Annotated in this window: 17 protein-coding genes and 2 CRISPR repeat arrays; of the genes, 7 read left to right on the top strand and 10 right to left on the bottom strand. The window is 67.6% G+C overall.

Annotation, left to right across the window (positions count from 1 at the left end; all coding sequences use genetic code 11):
- Positions 1-58 precede the first annotated feature (58 nt).
- From NGK70_RS19105 to NGK70_RS19085, 5 genes are all read left to right on the top strand, one after another.
- Positions 59-1,018, top strand: coding sequence for a LysR family transcriptional regulator (locus tag NGK70_RS19105; protein ID WP_251970069.1), 960 nt, complete (start codon positions 59-61; stop codon positions 1,016-1,018).
- Positions 1,019-1,190: 172 nt separating this feature from the next.
- The gene (locus NGK70_RS19100) at positions 1,191-1,721 is read left to right on the top strand and encodes a formate dehydrogenase subunit gamma (RefSeq protein WP_251970068.1); all 531 of its coding nucleotides are present in this window, start codon (positions 1,191-1,193) and stop codon (positions 1,719-1,721) included.
- The gene (locus NGK70_RS19095) at positions 1,718-3,319 is read left to right on the top strand and encodes a formate dehydrogenase beta subunit (RefSeq protein ID WP_251970067.1); all 1,602 of its coding nucleotides are present in this window, start codon (positions 1,718-1,720) and stop codon (positions 3,317-3,319) included. The genes NGK70_RS19100 and NGK70_RS19095 overlap by 4 nt, the downstream gene beginning before the upstream one ends.
- 10 nt (positions 3,320-3,329) lie before the next feature.
- The gene (fdhF, locus tag NGK70_RS19090; RefSeq protein ID WP_251970066.1) at positions 3,330-6,272 is read left to right on the top strand and encodes a formate dehydrogenase subunit alpha; all 2,943 of its coding nucleotides are present in this window, start codon (positions 3,330-3,332) and stop codon (positions 6,270-6,272) included.
- The gene (locus NGK70_RS19085; protein WP_251970065.1) at positions 6,269-6,526 is read left to right on the top strand and encodes a formate dehydrogenase subunit delta; all 258 of its coding nucleotides are present in this window, start codon (positions 6,269-6,271) and stop codon (positions 6,524-6,526) included. The genes fdhF and NGK70_RS19085 overlap by 4 nt, the downstream gene beginning before the upstream one ends.
- Positions 6,527-6,758: 232 nt before the next feature.
- On the opposite strand, the gene NGK70_RS19080 is transcribed toward NGK70_RS19085, so the two are convergent.
- The 6 genes from NGK70_RS19080 to cas4 all read right to left on the bottom strand — a co-directional run bounded on the left by NGK70_RS19080 (position 6,759) and on the right by cas4 (position 16,818).
- The gene (locus NGK70_RS19080; RefSeq protein WP_251970064.1) at positions 6,759-6,980 is read right to left on the bottom strand and encodes a hypothetical protein; all 222 of its coding nucleotides are present in this window, start codon (positions 6,978-6,980) and stop codon (positions 6,759-6,761) included.
- A complete protein-coding gene (locus NGK70_RS19075) occupies positions 6,977-7,300 on the bottom strand; it encodes a hypothetical protein (protein WP_251970063.1) in 324 nt (107 codons plus the stop codon). Before NGK70_RS19075 ends, NGK70_RS19080 begins: the two co-directional genes overlap by 4 nt.
- Before the next feature lie 156 nt (positions 7,301-7,456).
- A CRISPR array of direct repeats spans positions 7,457-8,423; the repeat unit is 37 nt; unit sequence GTTTCAATCCACGCCGACCGGTTTCCCGGCCGGCGAC.
- Positions 8,424-8,492: 69 nt separating this feature from the next.
- Entirely contained in the window at positions 8,493-9,506 is a 1,014-nt protein-coding gene (locus NGK70_RS19070) for an IS701 family transposase (RefSeq protein ID WP_251969112.1), read from the bottom strand.
- 113 nt (positions 9,507-9,619) lie between these two features.
- A CRISPR array of direct repeats spans positions 9,620-14,590; the repeat unit is 37 nt; unit sequence GTTTCAATCCACGCCGACCGGTTTCCCGGCCGGCGAC.
- A gap of 188 nt (positions 14,591-14,778) precedes the next feature.
- Positions 14,779-15,069, bottom strand: a complete 291-nt coding sequence (gene cas2, locus NGK70_RS19065) for a CRISPR-associated endonuclease Cas2 (protein WP_251970062.1) — start codon at positions 15,067-15,069, stop codon at positions 14,779-14,781.
- A gap of 43 nt (positions 15,070-15,112) precedes the next feature.
- Positions 15,113-16,144: a type I-C CRISPR-associated endonuclease Cas1c gene (cas1c, locus tag NGK70_RS19060; RefSeq protein WP_251970061.1), complete on the bottom strand. Its 1,032-nt coding sequence runs from the start codon at positions 16,142-16,144 to the stop codon at positions 15,113-15,115.
- Between the two features lie 32 nt (positions 16,145-16,176).
- Positions 16,177-16,818, bottom strand: coding sequence for a CRISPR-associated protein Cas4 (gene cas4, locus NGK70_RS19055; RefSeq protein WP_251970060.1), 642 nt, complete (start codon positions 16,816-16,818; stop codon positions 16,177-16,179).
- A 64-nt stretch (positions 16,819-16,882) separates the two neighbouring features.
- Here cas4 and NGK70_RS19050 point away from each other — a divergent pair, with 64 nt between their 5' ends.
- Both NGK70_RS19050 and NGK70_RS19045 read left to right on the top strand, forming a co-directional pair.
- Entirely contained in the window at positions 16,883-17,107 is a 225-nt protein-coding gene (locus tag NGK70_RS19050; protein ID WP_251970059.1) for an addiction module protein, read from the top strand.
- A 10-nt stretch (positions 17,108-17,117) separates the two neighbouring features.
- Entirely contained in the window at positions 17,118-17,411 is a 294-nt protein-coding gene (locus tag NGK70_RS19045) for a type II toxin-antitoxin system RelE/ParE family toxin (RefSeq protein ID WP_251970058.1), read from the top strand.
- A 12-nt stretch (positions 17,412-17,423) separates the two neighbouring features.
- On the opposite strand, the gene cas7c is transcribed toward NGK70_RS19045, so the two are convergent.
- The 4 genes from cas7c to NGK70_RS26390 all read right to left on the bottom strand — a co-directional run bounded on the left by cas7c (position 17,424) and on the right by NGK70_RS26390 (position 21,047).
- The gene (gene cas7c, locus NGK70_RS19040; RefSeq protein ID WP_251970057.1) at positions 17,424-18,335 is read right to left on the bottom strand and encodes a type I-C CRISPR-associated protein Cas7/Csd2; all 912 of its coding nucleotides are present in this window, start codon (positions 18,333-18,335) and stop codon (positions 17,424-17,426) included.
- A gap of 24 nt (positions 18,336-18,359) precedes the next feature.
- Complete coding sequence (gene cas8c, locus NGK70_RS19035; protein WP_251970056.1) at positions 18,360-20,159, bottom strand: type I-C CRISPR-associated protein Cas8c/Csd1; 1,800 nt, start codon at positions 20,157-20,159, stop codon at positions 18,360-18,362.
- The gene (gene cas5c, locus NGK70_RS19030) at positions 20,156-20,815 is read right to left on the bottom strand and encodes a type I-C CRISPR-associated protein Cas5c (RefSeq protein WP_251970055.1); all 660 of its coding nucleotides are present in this window, start codon (positions 20,813-20,815) and stop codon (positions 20,156-20,158) included. Before cas5c ends, cas8c begins: the two co-directional genes overlap by 4 nt.
- A 106-nt stretch (positions 20,816-20,921) precedes the next feature.
- The gene (locus tag NGK70_RS26390) at positions 20,922-21,047 is read right to left on the bottom strand and encodes a hypothetical protein (protein WP_256490692.1); all 126 of its coding nucleotides are present in this window, start codon (positions 21,045-21,047) and stop codon (positions 20,922-20,924) included.
- Positions 21,048-21,151: the final 104 nt, after the last annotated feature.

The following is a 21,151-nucleotide window of genomic DNA, read 5'->3' as shown; positions in this document are numbered from 1 at the left end:
ACCGCAGACCGTGGGTACACAACCACGCCTGTGGGGATATCACCGACCGACCGGCCCCATGAACCTCCTCGACGCCCTGCGCTACCTCACCGCCCTGGAGCAGCACCGCCACTTCGGCCGGGCGGCGCAGGCCTGCCACATCACGCAGCCGGCGCTGTCCAACGCGCTGCGGGCGCTGGAGGCCGACATGGGCGTGGCGATCGTGCGGCGTGGCCGCAGCTACGAAGGCCTGACGCCCGAGGGGGAGCGCGTACTCGCCAGCGCGCGGCGCATGCTGCACGAGCACGAGCGCCTGCGCCAGGACCTGGCCAGCTCCGCCAGCCAGGCCCGCGGCGTGCTGCACCTGGGCTCGGTGCCCTCGGCGCTGCCGGTGGCGGCGCAGTTCGCGGTCTGGCTGCAGCGCGAGCACCCGGGCGTGAAGGTGCAGCTGCGCTCGCTGAGCTCGCCGGCCATCGACGCCGGGCTGGAGAACCTGACGCTGGACCTGGCGCTGGGCTACATCGACCGGCCAGCCGAAGGCGGGCGGCGGCGCCAGACCTGGCCGCAGTATGAAGAGCACTACTTCGCCGTCCTCGATGCGCTGGGGGCGGAGGAGGCGGTCGAGATGGGGGCGGCCACGCCGCTGCGCTGGGCCGACCTGGCCGGGCGGCGCCTGGTGCTGCTGGCGCCGGAGATGCACCACCGCGCCATCGTCGATGCGGCGCTGCGCGAGGGCGGTGTGCCGGCCGAGGCGGTGCAGGTGGCGGTGGAGACCGACTCGGTGCTGGCACTGGTGGCCGCGGTGCAAGCCGGCGGGCTGGCCTCGGTGCTGCCGGGGGCGCTCGTGCGCAGCCTGCAGCCCGCGGCCGCGCTGGCGGTGCACCCGCTGGAGGCGCCGGCGGTGCGCACCGCGGTGGGCTGGATGGGGCGGCCCAGTGAGCAGACCTCGCGCGTCGTGGCCGCGGCGCTGGCGCTGGCCACCTCCGAGGCCTGGCGTGCCCACCTGCCGCGCCTCAGCGGGGCGCTGCCCTCGCCGTGAGGCGATCAGCTGCGTACTTTGATTCAAAGATTGAATCGAACCCTTTCCCGATTCCATTGGACGCGCCCCCGCCTCCCGGCCGATAGTGCGGGTTCAGGCGCCGACGTTGCGCCGGCCTTGCGTTGACCCTCCTCAGGTGCCGCGCGGGCACACCGCCGAGGAGACCCGTCCGATGAATGCGCCCGACCGGGCCGCCGCTGCCCCATCAGCCGGTGGCCCTGCCCCCCAACTGAACCCCGCCGAGCAGGCGGTGGTCGATGCGGTGCTGGCCGAGCGCCGCCACCTGGCCGGAGCGCTGCTGCCCATCCTGCATGGCATCCAGGACCGTCTGGGCTACGTGCCCCCCGGCGCCCAGCCGGTGATCGCGCGGGCGCTGCAGCTGTCGCGCGCCGAGGTGCATGGCGTCGTCACCTTCTACCACCACTTCCGCAGCGAGCCGGCCGGCCGCCATGTGCTGCAGGTCTGCCGGGCCGAAGCCTGCCAGGCCTGTGGCGGCGAGGCGCTGCTGGCGCAGGCCCGCGAGCGGCTCGGCTGCAGCGAGGCGCAGCCGACCAACGCCGCGCGCAGCCACACGGTGGAGCCCACCTACTGCCTGGGACTGTGCGCTCAGTCGCCCGCGGCGATGCTGGACGGCCGCCTGCACGCCCGCCTGACGCCAGCGCGGCTGGAGGCGCTGCTGGCTGCCACCGGAGAGATCGCATGAGCGCTGCCCTGACCCTCTACGTCCCACGCGACAGCGCCGCCCTCGCGGTAGGGGCGGACGCCGTGGTCGACGCTCTGCGCGCCCAGGCCGCCGCCACCGGCACCGAACTGACCGTGGTGCGCAACGGCTCGCGCGGCCTGCTCTGGCTGGAGGTGCTGCTGGAGGTGGCCACCCCGCAGGGCCGCGTCGCCTACGGCCCGGTGAGCGCCGAGGACGTGCCCACGCTCTGGCCCGTGCTGCTGGCCGATGCGGCGGGGCAAGGCGGCAGCCACCCGCTGCGCCAGGGTGTGACCGAGCAGATCCCCTACCTGGCGCGCCAGGAGCGACTCACCTTTGCCCGCGTCGGCGTGACCGACCCGCTGTCCCTGGGCGACTACGCCGCCCACGAGGGCTGGGCCGGCCTGAAGGCCGCCGTCGCCCAGGACAGCGCGGCCATCCTGCAGGCGGTGACGCACTCCGGCCTGCGCGGCCGGGGCGGCGCGGCCTTTCCGGCCGGCATCAAGTGGCGCACCGTGGCGCAGGCGCCCGGGTCGATCAAGTATGTGGTCTGCAACGCCGACGAGGGCGACTCCGGCACCTTCGCCGACCGCATGGTGATGGAGGGCGACCCCTACCTGCTGATCGAGGGCATGGCGATCGCCGCGCTGGCGGTGGGCGCCGAGCAGGGCTTCATCTACGTGCGCTCCGAGTACCCGCAGGCGGTGGCGGTGCTGGCTGAGGCGATCGAGCGGGCCACGCAGGCCGGCTGGATCGGCGCCAACGTGGCCGGCAGCGGCAAGCGCTTCGACCTGCAGGTGCGCATGGGCGCGGGCTCCTACGTCTGCGGCGAGGAGACCGCGATGCTGGAGAGCCTGGAGGGCCGGCGCGGCATCGTGCGCGCCAAGCCGCCGCTGCCGGCACTGCAGGGGCTGTTCGGCCAGCCGACCGTGATCAACAACGTGCTGACCTTCGCCGCGGTGCCGACGATCCTGGCGCGTGGGGCGGACTTCTATCGCCACTACGGCGTCGGCCGCTCGCACGGCACGCTGCCCTTCCAGCTGGCCGGCAACATCCGCCACGGCGGGCTGGTCGAGAAGGCCTTCGGCCTGACGCTGCGCGAGCTGCTCGATGGTTTCGGCGGCGGCACCCGCAGCGGCCGGCCGATCAAGGCGGTGCAGGTGGGCGGCCCGCTGGGCGCCTACCTGAGCGAGTCGCAGTGGGACGTGCCGCTGGACTACGAGGCCTACGCCGCCATCGGCGCGGTGGTGGGCCACGGTGGCATCGTGGTGCATGACGACACGGCGGATCTGGCCGCACTGGCGCGCTACGCGATGGAGTTCTGCGCGCTCGAGAGCTGCGGCAAGTGCACGCCCTGCCGCATCGGCTCCACCCGGGGCGTGGAGGTGATCGACCGCCTCGTCGCGAACCGAGCGAACCCGCAGGTGCACGAGCAGCAGGTGACGCTGCTGCGCGACCTCTGCGACACGATGCTCGGCGGCAGCCTCTGCGCGATGGGCGGCATGACGCCCTACCCGGTGCTGTCGGCGCTGAACCACTACCCGGCGGATTTCGGCCTGGCCCCGGCACCGGTGGCCAGCGAAACCGCCGCGGCGAACTGAGGAGACCGTGATGAACGCTCCCGCACAACCCATCCACTTTTTCCGCGCCCGGCCCCAGCCGGCGACGCACGCCGAGTGCGACCACGGCACCCCCGCGGTGCTCAGCGACGAGGTGGTCACGCTGACCATCGACGGCTTCGAGGTCAGCGTGCCCAAGGGGACCTCGCTGATGCGCGCGGCCATCGACGCCGGCATCCAGGTGCCCAAGCTCTGCGCCACCGACATGCTCGACCCCTTCGGCTCCTGCCGGCTCTGCCTGGTGGAGATCGAGGGGCGCCGCGGCACGCCGGCCTCCTGCACCACGCCCGCCGAGGCCGGCCTGGTGGTGCGCACCCAGAGCCCCAAGCTGCAGCAGCTGCGCCGCGGCGTGATGGAGCTCTACCTCTCCGACCACCCGCTGGACTGCCTGACCTGCGCCGCCAACGGCGACTGCGAGCTGCAGGACATGGCCGGCGTCGTCGGCCTGCGCAACGTGCGCTACGGCGTGGGCGACCAGGTCGTCGCCGGGCGCAGCGGCCGCCACCACCTGGACAGCCGCAAGGACGAATCCAACCCCTACTTCACCTACGACGCCAGCAAGTGCATCGTCTGCAACCGCTGCGTGCGCGCCTGCGAGGAGGTGCAGGGCACGTTTGCGCTGACGATCAGCGGGCGGGGCTTCGAGTCCCGCGTGTCGCCGGGCATGAGCGAGCCCTTCATGGGCAGTGAGTGCGTCTCCTGTGGCGCCTGCGTGCAGGCCTGCCCGACCGCGACGCTGGTGGAGAAGTCGGTCATCGAGGCCGGCCAGCCCGAACACAGCGTGGTCACCACCTGCGCCTACTGCGGCGTGGGCTGTTCATTCAAAGCGGAAATGAAGGGCACGCAGGTCGTGCGCATGGTGCCCTGGAAGGACGGCCGTGCCAACGAAGGCCACAGCTGCATCAAGGGCCGCTTCGCCTGGGGCTATGCGACCCACAAAGACCGCATCACGAAGCCGATGATCCGCGCCAAGATCACCGACCCCTGGCGCGAGGTCAGCTGGGAGGAGGCGCTGGCGCACGCGGCCGGTGAGTTCCGCCGCATCCAGGCCACCCACGGGCGCGATTCGGTGGGTGGCATCACCTCCAGCCGCTGCACCAACGAGGAAACCTACCTCGTGCAGAAGCTGATCCGCGCGGCCTTCGGCACCAACAACGTCGACACCTGCGCCCGCGTCTGCCACTCGCCCACCGGCTACGGCCTGGGCCAGACCTTCGGCACCTCGGCGGGCACGCAGACCTTCAAGTCGGTCGAGCAGGCCGACGTGGTGATGGTGATCGGCGCCAACCCCAGCGAGGGGCACCCAGTGTTCGCCTCGCGGCTGAAGAAGCGCATCCGGCAGGGGGCCCGGCTCATCGTCGTCGACCCGCGCCGCATCGACCTGGTCGACGCCCCGCACGTGCACGCCGAGCACCACTTGCAGCTGCGCCCGGGCACCAATGTCGCGGTGATCACCGCGCTGGCGCACGTCGTCGTCACCGAGGGGCTGGTCAACGAGGCCTACGTGGCCGAGCGCTGCGACGATGCCAGCTACCGGCAGTGGCGCGAATTCGTCGCCCGGCCGGAGAACTCGCCCGAGGCGCTGGAGGCCGTCAGCGGCGTGCCGGCGGCGACGGTGCGCGGCGCGGCTCGCCTTTACGCGACCGGCGGCAACAGCGCCATCTACTACGGCCTGGGCGTCACCGAACACGCGCAGGGCTCGACGATGGTGATCGGCATCGCCAACCTGGCGATGGCCTGCGGCATGGTCGGGCGCGAGGGCGTGGGCGTGAACCCGCTGCGTGGCCAGAACAACGTGCAGGGCAGCTGCGACATGGGCAGCTTCCCGCACGAGCTGCCGGGCTACCGCCACATCAGCGACACCACCGTGCGCAGTCAGTTCGAAGCCGCCTGGGGCGTGACGCTCAACCCCGAGCCGGGCCTGCGCATCCCCAACATGCTCGACGCCGCGCTGGAGGGCAGCTTCAAGGGCCTGTACGTGCAGGGCGAGGACCCGGCGCAGTCGGATCCCAACACCCAGCACGTCGCGGCCGCGCTGTCGGCGATGGAGTGCGTGGTGGTGCAGGACCTCTTCCTGAACGAGACGGCCAAATACGCCCACGTCTTCCTGCCCGGCGCCAGCTTCCTGGAGAAGGACGGTACCTTCACCAACGCCGAGCGCCGCATCAGCCGCGTGCGCCAAGTCATGCCGCCGCTGGCCGGCAAGGCTGATTGGGAGGTCACCCAGGCGCTGGCCAACGCGCTGGGCTACCCGATGGCCTACCAGCACCCCGAGCAGATCATGGCCGAGATCGCCGCGCTGACGCCCAGCTTCGCGGGCGTGAGCTACGAGAAGATCGAGCGCCTGGGCAGCGTGCAGTGGCCCTGCAACGAGGGCACCGACGAGGCCGGCACCGCGACCATGCACATCGAGCGCTTCGTGCGCGGCAAGGGCCGCTTCTTCCCGACCCAGTACGTGGCCAGCGAGGAGAAGGTGACGCGGCGCTTCCCGCTCATCCTCACCACCGGCCGGGTGCTGAGTCAGTACAACGTCGGCGCCCAGACCCGCCGCACCGAGAACAGCCGCTGGCACGAGGAGGACCGCCTGGAGATCCACCCGCACGACGCCGAGGAGCGCGGCGTGAAGCACGGCGACTGGGTGGGCATCACCAGCCGCGCCGGCGAGACGGTGCTGCGCGCCGACGTCACCGAGCGGGTGCAGCCGGGCGTGGTCTACACCACCTTCCACTTCCCCGAATCGGGCGCCAACGTGATCACCACCGACTCCTCCGACTGGGCCACCAACTGCCCCGAGTACAAGGTGACAGCGGTGCAGGTCAACAAGGTCAGCCAGCTCAGCCACCAGAGCGAGTGGCAGCAGGGCTACGCGCGCTTCAGCCGCACGCAGGAGGCCCTGCTGGCACAGGCCCATCACACGGCGGAGGCGGTGAAATGAGCGCAGTCAGCCACAGCGATCCCCAGACCATCGTCCGCCTGGCCAACCGCATCGGCGAGTTCTTCGCCGCCTACCCCTGCCACGAAGAGGCGGTGGAGGGCGTGGCCAGCCACATCCGCAAGTTCTGGGAGCCCCGCATGCGCCGCCAGCTCTATGCGCACCTGGATGGTGAGGCCAAGGGCGCGGGCCTGAGCGAGCTGCTGCGCGAGACGGCGCTGGCGCGACGTGGGGAGCTGGAGCCGGCGGCGGGGTGACTTTGCGTCACTGACTGATTTCCTGGCCGGCGACACAACGCCCGCAGAGACAACCTCGAAGGCTTCTGGTTTCAAATCACGCCGACCGGTTTCCCGGCCGGCGACACTGCGCTCTTGTGTCCCGGCTGCAGGTCGGATGACACTGTCCTGTCCGCGCAGACGACGACCGGGCGTGAAAAAGCCCGCGCTCGGCGGGCTTGACTGGACCCTGGCGTTATCAGGTGGGCCCGATTCAGGCGGCGCGCTTCAGCGGTGCCGAAAGCAGCGACTCCGCGTCGAAATCGGCGAGTCCGATCTCCTGCAGATCTACGCCCCAGACCTCGGCCTCGGAGCGTGCCGCTTCAATGATCTGGTAGCAGGCCAGCGCGTAGTCGCTGCCCGGGGCTGCGACGCCACGCTCCTTTGCCGTCTCGATGACGGCATTCAGGATGGACGCGTAACGATCGGGGCTCATGCCTTCTTCTCCATGATGACGCTGCGCAATATCTCGATGCAGTCGCGGTGTCGTTGAATGTCTTGCCGCCAGCCTACCACCAGCGCGCTTTGCCGGCGAGGGTCAAACCCATAGAAGTCAGCGGTCTTCGTGAGCGGGTCGGCGATCCATCCTTCGTGCTTTGCGATCTGCCGCTCGAACGATTCGATGCCGTTCGACAACTCCTCGACCGACAGGAGCTTCTGTTGCAGGTACCACCCATGGTGCTTTCCACCTGGCGTCCTTGCAATCTCGTAGGGGGATGGCATGGTCGGCGATTCTGCCGCCTTGACCGAGCGCATGCCCGCCGCCAGGCTCGCCGAGCCGGCGCACCCGGTACGCCTACGGCCGCCCTTCGTTCAGCACGTCATCCAGCCGCGCCCCATCCAGCACCCGCTGCGCCCGCTCGCGCGACCCCACGACACGCGCGCAGCGTTCCCCAAAGGCATGCTGCGCAAGTTTCAATCCACGCCGACCGGTTTCCCGGCCGGCGACCTCCTATTGGTGTTGTTGGCCGCTCAGCGCACCGAGTTTCAATCCACGCCGACCGGTTTCCCGGCCGGCGACGTGATATTTCCAGCCTTGACGGCGTCGATGGCGTCGTTTCAATCCACGCCGACCGGTTTCCCGGCCGGCGACTTGAGCATGTGATGTGAGGTGTGGACAGGCAAAGTTTCAATCCACGCCGACCGGTTTCCCGGCCGGCGACCCAGCCCATCGGAGACGTGCTTGCGCTAGATTCGGTTTCAATCCACGCCGACCGGTTTCCCGGCCGGCGACGCAGCTGCGCGGGTGCTGCCTGCGCGGAGTAGACGTTTCAATCCACGCCGACCGGTTTCCCGGCCGGCGACCCTGAAATGACACCGTATGGTGTAATGCAGGCATGGTTTCAATCCACGCCGACCGGTTTCCCGGCCGGCGACGTGAGCTGGGGCGCGCGCGACCTGCTCACGCTGATGTTTCAATCCACGCCGACCGGTTTCCCGGCCGGCGACCCCCGCAAGCAGGCGGTCGAGGTTCTTGGTCTTGACGTTTCAATCCACGCCGACCGGTTTCCCGGCCGGCGACCTGCCTTCGATCACGCCGGCCGGGTGGGCCTGGCTGTTTCAATCCACGCCGACCGGTTTCCCGGCCGGCGACCGGAAAGGAGCCCATCCCATGGCTGCCACCACCCAGTTTCAATCCACGCCGACCGGTTTCCCGGCCGGCGACCGGCGCGGTAGTATGCGCCCAGGTTGACGTTATTGTTTCAATCCACGCCGACCGGTTTCCCGGCCGGCGACACATTCCTTGCTGCGCATAGGCTCCCGGGCCTGCTGTTTCAATCCACGCCGACCGGTTTCCCGGCCGGCGACTCGATTGACCCGGTTAAGGTTATCCCTCTAGCCGTTTCAATCCACGCCGACCGGTTTCCCGGCCGGCGACTGGATAAATTTAGGACTTACGCAGGGTCACTTCAGCTAGCGCAATGATTCGCCATTTCGACTCAATATGTCAGATGGGTGCCATGCGAATGGTTGGTGACCGAAGTTCCTTCTTGAGGAATTCCGAGAGGATTCCCTTCTTCAGGCTGTAGATGTTTGTCTTCAGCGCTTTGGCCGTCTCGCAGAGGTGGACCCAGGCCAATATCGCGCAGGCGATGTGATTCTTCTGTGACCGGGCCATTCTGCACTGACATTTTTCGATGCCAAGAACCTGCTTGATCTCCCTGTGGTACTGCTCAATCTTCCAGCGCACGGCACACATCTCATGCGTATCGTCCGTCGAATCTTGAGATAGGTCGTTTGTCACAACCCAGTCCGTGCGATTGGTATCAACCACAACCCGGAACAGTTTCAGCTTGATGTCACTGGGAAACTTGAACAGTTTGACGTGTTTGCCATGCACATGTTCTTGGGCACTCCACTGCAGCGTACTGACCGCCTTGTAGGGCTGCTGGCCTTGGCTGTCGTCAACCTTGCGATTGCTCTTGAGCGGGCAGTAGAAGTGCTTGCCCGCCCGGTGGATGTGCTTCATCAGATCCATGGTGGCGTACCAGGAGTCCATCAGCACGGTGCGAAAGGGCAGCTTCTTGTGCGCCATGGCATTGTCGAACATCTCCTGGACATGATCCAGCTTGGACTTGCCGTCTTCGTCAGGCGCATAGATGCGCCAGTCGATGATCCAGTAGTGGCCGGTCTTGATGTTCACGTACAGGCAGTTGACCACCCCAATGCCCTTGATCAGGCCGTGGGCGTTGCCGCTGTACTGTTTGCGCACCAGCTCGATTTTGTGCGAGTGGTTCTTGTCCAGAACGCTGTCATCGAAAACCAGGCAGGCATCGTCGTCAAATTCGATGTTTCGTCGGGCCAGATTCCAGACATCGGCCGGGCTGATATTGGCAGCCTGCAAGTAGCGATTTATGGCGTCATGAGAAAACCTCTGATGGTGATCCGCAAAATAGGTCTGCGTGTAGTTGATTTGTGTGGATATCAGAAATTGGCAGTAGTCTCGGCTCGTGGGTTTCATGGTGAATATATTATCACAAATACCACGAAATCGGCGCCGATATATTAAATAATCTAGTTTGATTTAAACGTTTGCGTAAGTCCTAAAATTATCCGTTTGCACCACGCTGGTGCAGTTTCAATCCACGCCGACCGGTTTCCCGGCCGGCGACGTCAATACCTGTCAAGAGGCAATCCGTGTGCACGTCGTTTCAATCCACGCCGACCGGTTTCCCGGCCGGCGACCCAATTCGACCAATACGTTCATGCGTACTGGGTCGTTTCAATCCACGCCGACCGGTTTCCCGGCCGGCGACAAGCTGCTCAAGTGTCTGTCTGACTGGGGCTCGCTGGTTTCAATCCATGCCGACCGGTTTCCCGGCCGGCGACGGTCGATTGACCCCTAATAGTGCAATCTCGCACGTTTCAATCCACGCCGACCGGTTTCCCGGCCGGCGACGTTGTTGAGGCCCGCAAGGGCGGCCATATCGGCCAGTTTCAATCCACGCCGACCGGTTTCCCGGCCGGCGACCGGTCGAAAAAGTGCGCGTCTACGCCCGACCCGGTGTTTCAATCCACGCCGACCGGTTTCCCGGCTGGCGACGCAATCGGCGCGGTGCCGCTGATGATGGGCTCGGCGTTTCAATCCACGCCGACCGGTTTCCCGGCCGGCGACCAGGCCGACCTGGCGGGCGTCGACGCTGAGGCGGTTTCAATCCACGCCGACCGGTTTCCCGGCCGGCGACGTGGGTCGTGCCCATGGTCAGCCCCGGGTCCACACGTTTCAATCCACGCCGACCGGTTTCCCGGCCGGCGACGCCGGGCCGCCGTGGAAGACGGGGATGCCGATGCTGTTTCAATCCACGCCGACCGGTTTCCCGGCCGGCGACGGGTGGTGTAGTCGTACTGAGCCTCGTAGTCGATGTGGTTTCAATCCACGCCGACCGGTTTCCCGGCCGGCGACTGTCCGCGCACCGGTGTGATCCGGCGCCACCATCTGTTTCAATCCACGCCGACCGGTTTCCCGGCCGGCGACGCATCTGTGCTTGCTGTTGCTTGGGCATTCCATCGTTTCAATCCACGCCGACCGGTTTCCCGGCCGGCGACGTGCCGTGGTGATGGCACACGGACACGCCGGCGTAGTTTCAATCCACGCCGACCGGTTTCCCGGCCGGCGACATCACCGCCTGGGCTGTGCCAGGTCACAGCGAGCGTTTCAATCCACGCCGACCGGTTTCCCGGCCGGCGACCAGATCCAGGACAATGTCCGCCATCGCGTCGACAGTTTCAATCCACGCCGACCGGTTTCCCGGCCGGCGACTGGCCAACAGGATGTCGTGCGCTGGCGCGGAGCGGTTTCAATCCACGCCGACCGGTTTCCCGGCCGGCGACATGTCGATGTTTGCCGTTTCCGGCCGGTCAACATGTTTCAATCCACGCCGACCGGTTTCCCGGCCGGCGACCGCCGATCTGTGGTCGGTGGGTCACCGCGCATAAGTTTCAATCCACGCCGACCGGTTTCCCGGCCGGCGACGGAGCGCGCCATGGCTACCGAGCGCAAGCGTGCAGTTTCAATCCACGCCGACCGGTTTCCCGGCCGGCGACGCCCTCCGTTTCTTCATCAGTTGTTGGTACTTCGCGTTTCAATCCACGCCGACCGGTTTCCCGGCCGGCGACACTGGGAACCTTTGCCACCAACATGCTCACGCCGGTTTCAATCCACGCCGACCGGTTTCCCGGCCGGCGACCCACCTTCTGTCTGCCTTATCTGTATCACTCGCGCGGTTTCAATCCACGCCGACCGGTTTCCCGGCCGGCGACGGCACCTGGTGGGGTAGCAACTCAGTCGTGGTCTCGTTTCAATCCACGCCGACCGGTTTCCCGGCCGGCGACATGCCGTGCCCGGGCCAGTCCGTTGGCGGGGCTGTTTCAATCCACGCCGACCGGTTTCCCGGCCGGCGACCGCCAAAGGCTGGCGCATGCCGCCGAACACTGTGTTTCAATCCACGCCGACCGGTTTCCCGGCCGGCGACCAGAGCCGCAGGCCGGCGCACTGGCAGAGCCTGGGTTTCAATCCACGCCGACCGGTTTCCCGGCCGGCGACGGCAGGCGCTGCGGCAAACATCAGTGGCCTGCAGTTTCAATCCACGCCGACCGGTTTCCCGGCCGGCGACCGCCGCCCGGCTGGCCGTCCACCGATGCGGGCTGGTTTCAATCCACGCCGACCGGTTTCCCGGCCGGCGACCTCACGCATGTCACCGGTGCCGGCCTCGTAGCTGTTTCAATCCACGCCGACCGGTTTCCCGGCCGGCGACCATGGTGTGCAAAGCAGCGGGCTCGGCGTGAGCAAGTTTCAATCCACGCCGACCGGTTTCCCGGCCGGCGACAGGCCTGGGAAGTACATCTCGGGCAGCTGGGCCGAGTTTCAATCCACGCCGACCGGTTTCCCGGCCGGCGACCTGTCGGCGACCTTGGCGCTGATCTCGCCGAATTGTGTTTCAATCCACGCCGACCGGTTTCCCGGCCGGCGACCGGGTCATCCGGTGGAGGACGGAGCCGTGAGCCCAGTTTCAATCCACGCCGACCGGTTTCCCGGCCGGCGACGTGAGGCTCCAGCCGTTGAGGGTGGCCGGCGCGGTGTTTCAATCCACGCCGACCGGTTTCCCGGCCGGCGACGCGGGCATGCCGTTCACGGAAGTCAAGCTGGCTATTGTTTCAATCCACGCCGACCGGTTTCCCGGCCGGCGACTGCGGTCGGTGGTGAGCTCGGCCGATGCGTCGTCGTTTCAATCCACGCCGACCGGTTTCCCGGCCGGCGACCAGGCAGGGGCCAGCGAGGGCAGGCAGGGGCCAGCGTTTCAATCCACGCCGACCGGTTTCCCGGCCGGCGACTGCCAGACAGCGCCTATTGTGCGCAGTGTGGCGTAGTTTCAATCCACGCCGACCGGTTTCCCGGCCGGCGACCTGCGCCAGGAACACGCGGATCACGCGCAGGTGGTTTCAATCCACGCCGACCGGTTTCCCGGCCGGCGACTCTTCCCGCCCGCCAAGTGGGGCAAACTGCGCCAGTTTCAATCCACGCCGACCGGTTTCCCGGCCGGCGACAAGTGCCCAGCGCGGCGGGGCACTTTTCGTCCCAGTTTCAATCCACGCCGACCGGTTTCCCGGCCGGCGACCTGCGCGATGCGCGCGGTAAACCCTTCGATGAGGGCGTTTCAATCCACGCCGACCGGTTTCCCGGCCGGCGACTTGAGCCCGGCGCCGATGAGGTGGGATGGCTCGTTTCAATCCACGCCGACCGGTTTCCCGGCCGGCGACCACCAATCGACAAGGTGTTGTGCCGCGGCAAGGCGTTTCAATCCACGCCGACCGGTTTCCCGGCCGGCGACCCACCACCCGGCGCGGCGTGCCGTAGGCCGGTACGGTGTTTCAATCCACGCCGACCGGTTTCCCGGCCGGCGACTTCCCCGGTCCTTTGCCAGTGGGTGGTGTCGAACAGGTTTCAATCCACGCCGACCGGTTTCCCGGCCGGCGACTGAACAGGTGAAATCTCCCAATCTCTGCCATCCAGTTTCAATCCACGCCGACCGGTTTCCCGGCCGGCGACGACGCGCGCCAGGCAGTTGGTCACGTCATGGTTGTTTCAATCCACGCCGACCGGTTTCCCGGCCGGCGACCTTGCGCCAGCTCCATGACCGCGGCCTCGTGAGGTTTCAATCCACGCCGACCGGTTTCCCGGCCGGCGACAGTTCATGCGGATAACCAACGGTAACACTGCCGCTGTTTCAATCCACGCCGACCGGTTTCCCGGCCGGCGACGGCGCTGATACTTGGCGCGCGGCTTGCGAGACTGCGGTTTCAATCCACGCCGACCGGTTTCCCGGCCGGCGACACATCGTCTGACCTAATTTTACTTGGGGTAGCTGGTTTCAATCCACGCCGACCGGTTTCCCGGCCGGCGACCGAACTCAACGCCCCGATCAATCAAGCGGTTTGTGTTTCAATCCACGCCGACCGGTTTCCCGGCCGGCGACCAGCAGCGCCAGCAAAACAGCCAGCCGTCGGAAAGTTTCAATCCACGCCGACCGGTTTCCCGGCCGGCGACACCAATGGCGGGGGTGGTGGTCAAGGTGCTGTCCGAGTTTCAATCCACGCCGACCGGTTTCCCGGCCGGCGACGTCAGACATTTCGGTAACTCCTGGTTAGTCAGTGTTTCAATCCACGCCGACCGGTTTCCCGGCCGGCGACCATGTCTCCAAAGATAACCCCTTGGCTCATATCAGTTTCAATCCACGCCGACCGGTTTCCCGGCCGGCGACGCCTTGTCGATCAGTGATTGCGTCGTTTCAATCGGTTTCAATCCACGCCGACCGGTTTCCCGGCCGGCGACCAGACGACCCTGATCGAGCAGCTGCGCCACTTCCCGTTTCAATCCACGCCGACCGGTTTCCCGGCCGGCGACGGCGCGGGTTGATGCGGCGAGGAGCAATCTCCTGTTTCAATCCACGCCGACCGGTTTCCCGGCCGGCGACCCGCCCCATCTAAAGTATCGTTTGCCCCAAGGTGGTTTCAATCCACGCCGACCGGTTTCCCGGCCGGCGACGGCCATCCTCGGCACCATCACCAAGCAGCCCTGGGTTTCAATCCACGCCGACCGGTTTCCCGGCCGGCGACCCTGGAGGCGCAGTGGCAGTCGCTGCTGGAGATGGTTTCAATCCACGCCGACCGGTTTCCCGGCCGGCGACCGCCAGCGCCTTCGGGTACAGGCCCGGCCCAAGACCGTTTCAATCCACGCCGACCGGTTTCCCGGCCGGCGACCAGCAGCGACTGCCACTGCGCCTCCAGGCCTTCGGAGTTTCAATCCACGCCGACCGGTTTCCCGGCCGGCGACCCACGTTGCGAGCCGTGTCGTCACCAAGAGGATAGTTTCAATCCACGCCGACCGGTTTCCCGGCCGGCGACCGTAGTCCATCGCGCCCTTGGTGTACGGAGGGTCGAGTTTCAATCCACGCCGACCGGTTTCCCGGCCGGCGACGACCGAGGGCAGCGTGTCGAACGTGCCCGGCCAGGTTTCAATCCACGCCGACCGGTTTCCCGGCCGGCGACGCCGCGCTTCCAACGTGTTGGCGGGCTGGCGAAAACCGGGTGGTTTTCGCGAACCCGGGCGTCTCACGACGCCGGTCGGGTGTCTGGTTGGCGGTGAGGAGCATGGACTCCCTTGCAAATCAGTCACTTGCGCGGCGCGCGAACCTCTGGGGTGGCCTGGCGGTCACTTGGGGTTCGCGCAGAACGGATCATAAGACGAGCGGATCCTCGAAGTCGGTGGCGCGGAAGCGCCCGTGTTCGCGCACTTCGCAGCCCTTGCTGTCGGCCAGGCGGTACAGGCGCAGGCAGTCGCTGTCGAGGTCGATCTCGGCGAGCAGGCGGCGTTCAAGTTGTTCCATCTGGGCCAGGTTGACCTGGCATTCGAAGACGGATTTCTGCACCCGCTGACCGGTGCTTTCGCAGACCTTGGCGACGCGGCGCAGGCGCCGGCGGCCGGCGCGGTCTTCGGTGTTGACGTCGTAGCAGACGATGACGAGCATGGCGGCGTTCTCCCTGGGGCGGTGATGCGGGGCTCCGGCCCGTTCAGCGCGGGGTGAAGGGCACGTAGGTGGGCGCCTCGCCGCGCACGTGGCGCGCGAACAGGCGGGCCTGCACCAGCGGCACGAGGCCCAGCGGCAGGCTTTCGGCCAGCAGGGGGTGGGTGACTTCCTCCTGCTTGCGCTCCTGGTAGGCCACCACCACGGCCTTGCGGGCGTCGCCCTGCAGCAGGACGGCGCCGCCTTCGCGGCAATCGAAGTCACCCGGGCCGACCTGGCCGCGGTTGACCAAAGTGAGCGCCAGCCGGTCGGCCCAGGGGCGGAACTCTTCCATCAGGTCCAGCGCGAGCGCGGCGCGGCCAGGGCGTAGCGCGTGCAGAAAGCCGAGTTGGGGGTCGAGCCCGGCGGCCTCGATGGCGCTGCGGCAGTCGTTCATCCACATGGAGTAGAAGAAGCTGAGCAGGGCGTTCATGCGGTCGCGCGGCGGGCGGCGGCTGCGGCCGTCCATCTGGAAGTGTTCTCGCCGCTCGGGCTTGACGAGCAGGTTGAGGGCCTCGAAGTAGCCGCGTGCGCCTTCGCCCTCCAGGCCGCGCAGGGTGTCCAGGTCGGCTGCCGCAGGCAGGGCGCGCAGGCTGGCAGCCAGGTCCTGGGCGGCGCGCACGAGCCGAGCCCTTTCGGTCTCGTCCTTGGTTTCGCGCGCGCCGCGCATCAGCACCTGGCGCTGGTTGCGCAGCTTGCCGGCGACGATGTTGCGCGCCGCTTCGAGCGTGAAGGCGGCGTTGTCCACCGCATGGTGCTGGGCGCGGCGCAGCAGCACGTTGCCGCTGACGGCGCCTTCCAGCCGGGCCTTGAAGCGGCCGTGGCCATCGAGCAGCACCAGCGCGATGCCCTCGTCGGCCAGCCGGTGCATCAGCGGTGCGCTCATGCCAACGTGACCGAAGCAGACCACCGCCTGCAGGTGGTGCAGCGGCACGCGCAGGCGGGTCTCCCGTTCCTCGTCCACCACGCGCAGGGTGTCGTTGTCCAGCCGCAGGTAGCTCTCGGGCAGGGTGACGTAGAGGGTGTTGAGCAGTTGCATGTTCGGCAGGCTCCGGCTGAGCGATCCGTCAGTCAGTCTTCGGGCAGGAACAGGTCGGCCCGCAGGTCCCGGCTGCCGTGCAGCTGCCGCCAGGCCTCGGGCTGGCAGCGCTCGCGCAGCGAGCAGCCGTGGCAGCGGCGGGTGTCGGTGATGGGGGCGGGCAGGACGCCGCTGGCCAGCATGGCGCGCACGGCGGCGGCGGTGCCGGCCACGGTCTGCTGCAGCGCCGGGGTGATGGGCACGATGCGGCGGCGCTTGGAGGCGGCGTAGTACAGCGCGCCTTCGGGCACGGCGCGGCCGGTCATGGCGGCTAGGCAGAGGGCCTGGGCGGCGAGCTGCACATCGTCCGCCGCGGCGATGTCGGCCGCCTTGTGGCGTGAGCCGTGCTTGTATTCCACCGGGTAGGGCGTGCCGTCGGGTTCGAACTCCACCACGTCGGCCTTGCCGATCAGGTTCAGGCTGTCGTGCCACACCGGCAGGGCACGCTCGACGCGCAGGCCCTTGCGGATCTCCACGCCCGGCTGGTCCACCTGCCGGTGCACTGCCTGGCCGCGCAGGGTGTGCAGGTTGTCGTCAAAGGCCTGCTCCAGGTGGATCAACCCGCACTGGCGCGGGCAGTAGGCCCAGTGCTGCAGGGCGGACAGGGGCAGGGGGTCGAGGTCTTCGGCATTCATGGCAGTGCGGGGCTTCTGGACCTAGACTCTCGGTATGCCTCAAGGATTCGAGATGGAGCCAGGTATGTCATCGACGTTGGAAGAATTGACGGCCCAGGCTTTGGATCTGCCGCCAGAGCAGCGCGCCGTGCTGGCGGAAACGCTGCTGGAGAGCATCGAGCCGGCGCCGCCGCTGAGCCCGGAGTGGGAGGCGGAGATTGCGCAGCGCATCGCCGAGGTGGACCGCGGCGAGGTGACCTGTCGGCCGTGGAGCGAGGTGATGCAGGAGCTGCGGGCCCCATACCGTTGATGCACGGTTGATGCATCTCATCCTCCACCCCGCTGCCGAACAGGAGCTGCGAGACGCATTGGCGCGCAGCGATGCCGAGTTCGGACCGCAGGTGGCGCGCCAACTGCAGCGGCGCATCGAGCAACTCGGTGAGATGCTGATGCGTGACCCGGACCTGGGAACGCCGTCCCTTGCCCGCGCACGCGTGCTGCCGCTGGGGCGCTATCCGTATTCACTGGTGTACCGGGTCGAAGCATCGACCCTGACCGTGCTGGCATTGATGCATCAGAGTCGCAAGCCGGGGTATTGGACCCGCCGCGGTTGACCTGTTGCGGTTTCAGCAGCGCCGCGTCAGTCGGACTCCCGGTGCTGCCTCGACGGTGGCCCCCGCTTCCAACGTCTTACCGTCGAACGTGACGGCGTAGGCGCTGAAATCCCGCGCCGGCGTGCCCGGCGCGGTGGGCGCCACCACCAGTCGGTCGAACAGCGCATGCGCGGGCGCATTGCCCAGTTCGCTGTCGTGCTCGAACACATACAGCCCGCGGGTGCTCATCTGCCCGCGTGCGGCCGAGCGGTCGTGCTCGAACATCTGCTCCAGCGCCTTGAACAGCAGCTCCAGGTCCTCGGCCGTGAAGCTGGTCTGTCGGGCCAGGAAGCTGGAAATGAAGCCGTGCGAGCGGTACAGGCCATAGGGCACGGTGTGTTTGCGGCCCATGGTGCGGTTGTCGCCGCCCTGCTTCTCGGCCTCGGCCTCGGTGGCCACGGCCATGCGGGTGATGGAATGCTCCAGCGCAACGATGGGCTCGATCGAGCGGGCGAAGGTCATTTGCACTGGGCCGCGGACCTGGCCGCAGTTGACGCCCAGGCTCATGACCGCGCCGAAGGTCCGCACGTCGAAGAAGTTGGCGCACATCCATTGGCGGGCCTGCTCGACCGCATCGCCAGCGCCCTTGCGCTTCTTTTCATCGCCCTTTAGCGACTCGGCATTGCCGGTTTCGACATAGGCGCGCTCGTGGGCACGATTGAGAACTGCCTTCTCCTTCACATAGATTTCGTAGGGCGGCTTTTCCTCATGCACGAGGCCGACGTAGTTGCGCACCTTGCGCTTGAGCGCCACGTCGGTCATCAGGCCATGGCCGGTTTCGGCGTCCAGGCGCGGCAGGTTGCCGGCGTCCGGGTCGCCATTGGGGTTGCCGTCCTTCACGTCGAAGAGCAGCACGAAGTCGTAGCGGTGGGCGAGGGTGGTCATGGGGTTCCTCCTGGGTGATGACGGTCAGATCAGGCTGGGTTGCGCGGGCGTGGCCGCAGCGGCAGGCGCATCGACGGCGGGGTCGGCGCCGGCATCGGCGGCCTCGTGCTTGGTGAAGAAGTCCTGGCGCTGGTGGTAGTAGCCCAGGGCGAAGCGGCCCTGCTCGGGCAGCGGCAGGTGCAGCGGGAAGTCGGCGATGCCGCCGGTGATCTCCCCGATCAGCTTCTCGAAGTTCGTGGCCCTGCCGCGATTCGTCAGCTTGGCCAGGTGGTGGTTCTTCAGCCGCAGCAGCGTGGTGAACACCGCCACCGGGGTGCTGGAGGCCGCGCCGTAGTAGCGCTCGCGGATGGTGGCGTTCAGGCCGGGGTTGGCCTCTTCCTGGATCTTCTCCAGCACGGCGAAGAGGCGGCCGAGGCGGTAGGCCGCATTGGGGTTGTCACGGTCGAGCATGGCTTTCGGGTCCTCCTGGGGTGAAAGGGGGTGGCTGCGCAGCAGGCAGGCCTTGATGGCCGCGGCGCGTAGGTGGGTGACGCGCTGCTCGGCCCGGCAGCGCTGCACCGCGGCGTTGAGCCACAGGGCAGGGAAGGGCGTGCCGCTCAGGATGGCGCGCATCACGTCGCCACCCAGGTTGGGCGGGATGTTGTCGGCCTTGCCCTGCAGGGCGACGGCGGTGAGCAGGCGGAACAGCGACGGGTAGGCCGGGTCCTTCGCGCCGCCCGCGATATCCAACTCGTCGAACCAGCGCTGGATGCGCTCGCCCACCTCGGCCAGCGGTGCGGCGTGCCAGAAGCGGATCGAGATGCGCGCCGCGTTGGGCGCCAGGCCCAGCACGAAGAAGCGCCGTTCACCGGCGGTGCCACCGAAGCGCCCGCTGTGCACCGCGCCCAATAGCGCCCGCACCTGCGCGGTGTGGGCGTCCGGGTCGTCGTGTTGGTCGTTGAAGAAGGCGGCGAAGGCGTTCTCGAAGTCGGCGTCCGCCTCCGACTGGGCCCAGAACACCGTGCTGGCGTCGCCCACCTGCATGCGCTGGTGCGAGCCCTTGGTGAGCAGGTAGTTCAGCGCAGTGGTGTAGGCGAAGGCCGCCGCCGGGCTGACCGGGGCGTTGGCGCCCTGCTCCTTGCCGAAGGAGCGGAAGGCGTCGAGGTTGAACGAAACGATGTTGGCGCCCGAGGTCTGCGCGCCCCAGACGCCCTTGATCGCGCTGTGCAGGCGCTCCGGTTCGGCGTTGCCGCCGGTGATCAGGCAAGGCAGGCCTTGCGCCGCTGCGGCCGTCGGTTCGGATGGCGACGCGATGGCGGCGACCACTGCGGGGCGCTGGCAGACCAGATCGACCGCGTCTTCGCTGGCCAGACGGAAGCTCAGCAGCGGGTTCGCTTCGGCGATCTCGGCCCAGGCGGATTGGCCTTGCGCGGCGGCCAGCGGTTCGCTGGAGAGAAAGGCCAGCACAGCTTGCAGGCCGGCATCGTCGGGAGCCCGCTGCGCCACTTCCTCGACGCGGCGGCGAAACGCTGCCGTCTGTTCGGCCACCCGCTCCGGTTTGCCCTTGGTGTCGAAGCCGAGCACGTATTCCGCCGTGTCCCAGAGCAGGTTGGCCGCCACACCCGAGGTCTTCTTGACGCCCTGCGGCACCAGAAAGCGCCTGGCAATCTTCTTCTTGCCCTCCTGCGTCCGGGTGTCGCTGATGCCGATCAGCCGCCCGTCGGCCGCCAGCTCCAGGATGAAGGGAATTTCCTTCTCCTCCAGCCCGGCCGCCGGCAGCCGCCGTGCCGGGTCGGGGTCGCGCATCTTGCGCAGGCAGTACGCGTGCAGCGCCTGAAGGATCATGACCGCACCTCCGCCTTGGTCAGGTCCAGCACCCCGCGCGTGACCTGGGCGCGGAAGAACATCGGCCGCGGGTCGCTGGGGCGGCTGAAGTCCATGTCGTAGAGCATCCAGCCGAAGTCGCCGTCCACCGCAGCCAGCGGCTCCGGCTCGCCGTCGGGCGAGGTCACCAGCCGCACCCGGGCGTCGAATTCACGGCAGCCCAGGTAGGGCTGGTTGACGCACTGGCCCTTGGCCGCACGGCGGGCGAACATCTCGGCGTACTTGGCCGGGTTGTGCAGCGCCTCGCCCTTGACTGGCTCCATGCGGGCATGCAGCCGGTAGGCCACGTCGCGCAGGAAGAGGCCGGCGCGCTGCTGCCGCTCGTCCTCGATGTACAGGCCCAGCTGCCCGCTGCCGGACTGCATCGCGCTGGTCACGTTGCGGGTGGAGACCACCGCGCCCACCTCGTTGCGCCGCACGCTGATCCAGCGCACGGGGGCCAGCACCTCGATGCGCTCCATGCGCCAGCGGATCTCGGGCTTCCAGAGAATGGCCTCGAACACCGCGCGGGCGGCCGAGGGGGTGATGAAGTCGTAGGACACGCGCTCGACCTTCATCTCGGGTCGGGTGAAGCAGGCGTAGTCGCCGCGCACGTCCAGGCAGTGTGATGAAGTCATGCTTACTTCCTTTTCGGCCAAATTCGTTCTGACAGGTTGGTGCCTCTCCCGCGAGCGCCAGGGGGTAGAGTGGGGACTTCGGGGTTCATGCGCACCATCAACCAGTTCACTTAAGGACGTACGCAATGGTCAGCATGGCTGTCACCGCGACAAGGCAGGCGGTGTAGAACCGGTCGGCCGGCTGGTCCTTCATGAGCCGAAGCTCGCGCACAAGGTTGGACAGGAAATCCATGGAGATGCCCCACTGCGTTCTGGATGAGGCGCAGTCTACATCGAAGTTCTAAGTTATTTAGGTGTACCTATATGAACGTGATGGATCATGATCCCTCTGGTGTT

Source organism: Sphaerotilus microaerophilus (assembly GCF_023734135.1).
GTDB classification, from domain to species: domain Bacteria; phylum Pseudomonadota; class Gammaproteobacteria; order Burkholderiales; family Burkholderiaceae_C; genus Sphaerotilus; species Sphaerotilus microaerophilus.
The sequence above is the reverse complement of the archived record's forward strand: the minus strand, read 5'-3'. Positions and strand labels throughout refer to the sequence as shown.